The 1,593-nt window shown below is 75.3% G+C and carries 1 protein-coding gene; it reads right to left on the bottom strand.

Annotated features, from left to right (window positions below; translation table 11 throughout):
* Nucleotides 1-91: 91 nt before the first annotated feature.
* Nucleotides 92-1,593: ERAP1-like C-terminal domain-containing protein (locus CCN51_RS21900; protein WP_211303241.1), on the bottom strand; the 1,502-nt coding region annotated here is incomplete at its 5' end.

Here is a 1,593-nt window from a genome sequence, read left to right as displayed (position 1 = left end):
GTCGGGGCGGGGCGCCGTCTCTCCAGCGCCCCGGCGGTGGCCGGGGCCGGACTGTCCGGCGCGCCGCACCCGGGGCCGCGCCCGGGCGCCGCTACGCCTCGGCGGCGGCTGCCGCCTCCTCCTGGACCCGCTGGACGTGCAGCGCCCGGCGCAGATCGTCGAGCTGGTCGGCGAAGCGGCGGCGCAGCGTCGGGGACACGGACGGGTCGTCGGCGCTCAGGCACTCCTCCCCCAGCCGCAGGGTCGTCTCGTCCACCGTCGTCGGGAAGCCCCAGCGGGCGACCGCGTCGGCGATGGCCGGACCGCGGCGGCCGGCAAGGTCGACGGCGGCCGGGAAGTAGCCGTGGACGTACTCGGCGAGGAGGGCGTGCTGCTCGGGCTGCCAGAAGCCCAGGGCCGTCGCGGTGACGAGGTGGTTGGACAGCTCGGGGCCGTCGGCCTCGAAGAGCGCGGCCCAGGCGGTGCGCTTGGCCTCGGCGTCGGGGAGCGCGGCGCGGCAGCGGGCGGCGCCCTCCTGGCCGGTGGCGCTGGAGTCCCGGGCGAGTTCGGCGTCGATATCGGCCGGGCTGACGGCGCCGAGGACGGCGAGGCGCCGGAGGACCTGCCAGCGCAGCTCGGGGTCGAGGTCCGGGCCGCCGGGGACGGTGTCGCGGTCGAGCCAGTCGCTCAGCTCGGCGGCCGAGGTGGCGCTGTCGACGAACGTGCGCACGGCGGCGAGCCGCAGCCCGGGGCCCGAGCCGTCCTCGGTGCGGCGCAGCAGATCGCGGCAGGTGGCGGAGATGGTGGCGAGGGCGGCGGCGCGCTTGTGGGCGGGGAGGTAGCGGTCGGCGATCTGGGTGCGGGCGAAGGCGAGGACGCCCTGGACGATCGCTATGTCGGTCTCGTGCGGGAGATGGGCGCGGGCGGCGTCGAGGTAGGCGCCGGGCGGCAGTTCACCGTCGCGCACCATGTCGCGCGCGGCGTTCCAGACGACGGCGCGGCTGAGCGCGTCGGGGAGGCCGGACAGGGAGCGCAGGGCGGTCTTCCAGGAGCCGGGATCCAGCCGGATCTTGGCGTAGGTGAGGTCGCTGTCGTTGAGGAGCAGCAGGTCGGGGCGGGGTCCGGTGAACGGGAGGGTCAGCGGGGAGCCGTCGGTCAGCTCGGCCTCGACCCGGTCGCGCAGTACGAGCTTGTGGGGGGCCGCGGGCTCGTGGTCGTACAGGCCGATGGCGATGCGGTGCGGGCGGCTGATGCCGCTGTCGCCATCGCCTGCTGCGCTGGTTCCGTCGTGGCTTCCCTTGTGGTGGATCTCGGCCTTCCACTGGCCGCCGCTCGTGGTGATCACGGGCGTGAGGGTGTCCACGCCGTCGGTGCGCAGCCAGCGGTCGGCCCAGGCGTGCACATCCCGGCCGGAGGCCTCGGCGAGGGAGTCGATGAAGTCGGCGAGGGTGGCGTTGCCGAAGCGGTGCCGGGCGAAGTGGTTGTTGATGCCGTCGAGGAAGTTCTTCTCGCCGAGCCAGGCGACGAGCTGGCGCAGCGCGGAGGCGCCCTTGGCGTAGGAGATGCCGTCGAAGTTGAGGCGGGCGGCCTCGGTGTCGGGGACCTGCTCGGGGG

This window comes from Streptomyces milbemycinicus (assembly GCF_002154605.1).
Classification (GTDB): Bacteria; Actinomycetota; Actinomycetes; order Streptomycetales; family Streptomycetaceae; genus Streptomyces; species Streptomyces milbemycinicus.
The sequence above is the reverse complement of the archived record's forward strand: the minus strand, read 5'-3'. Positions and strand labels throughout refer to the sequence as shown.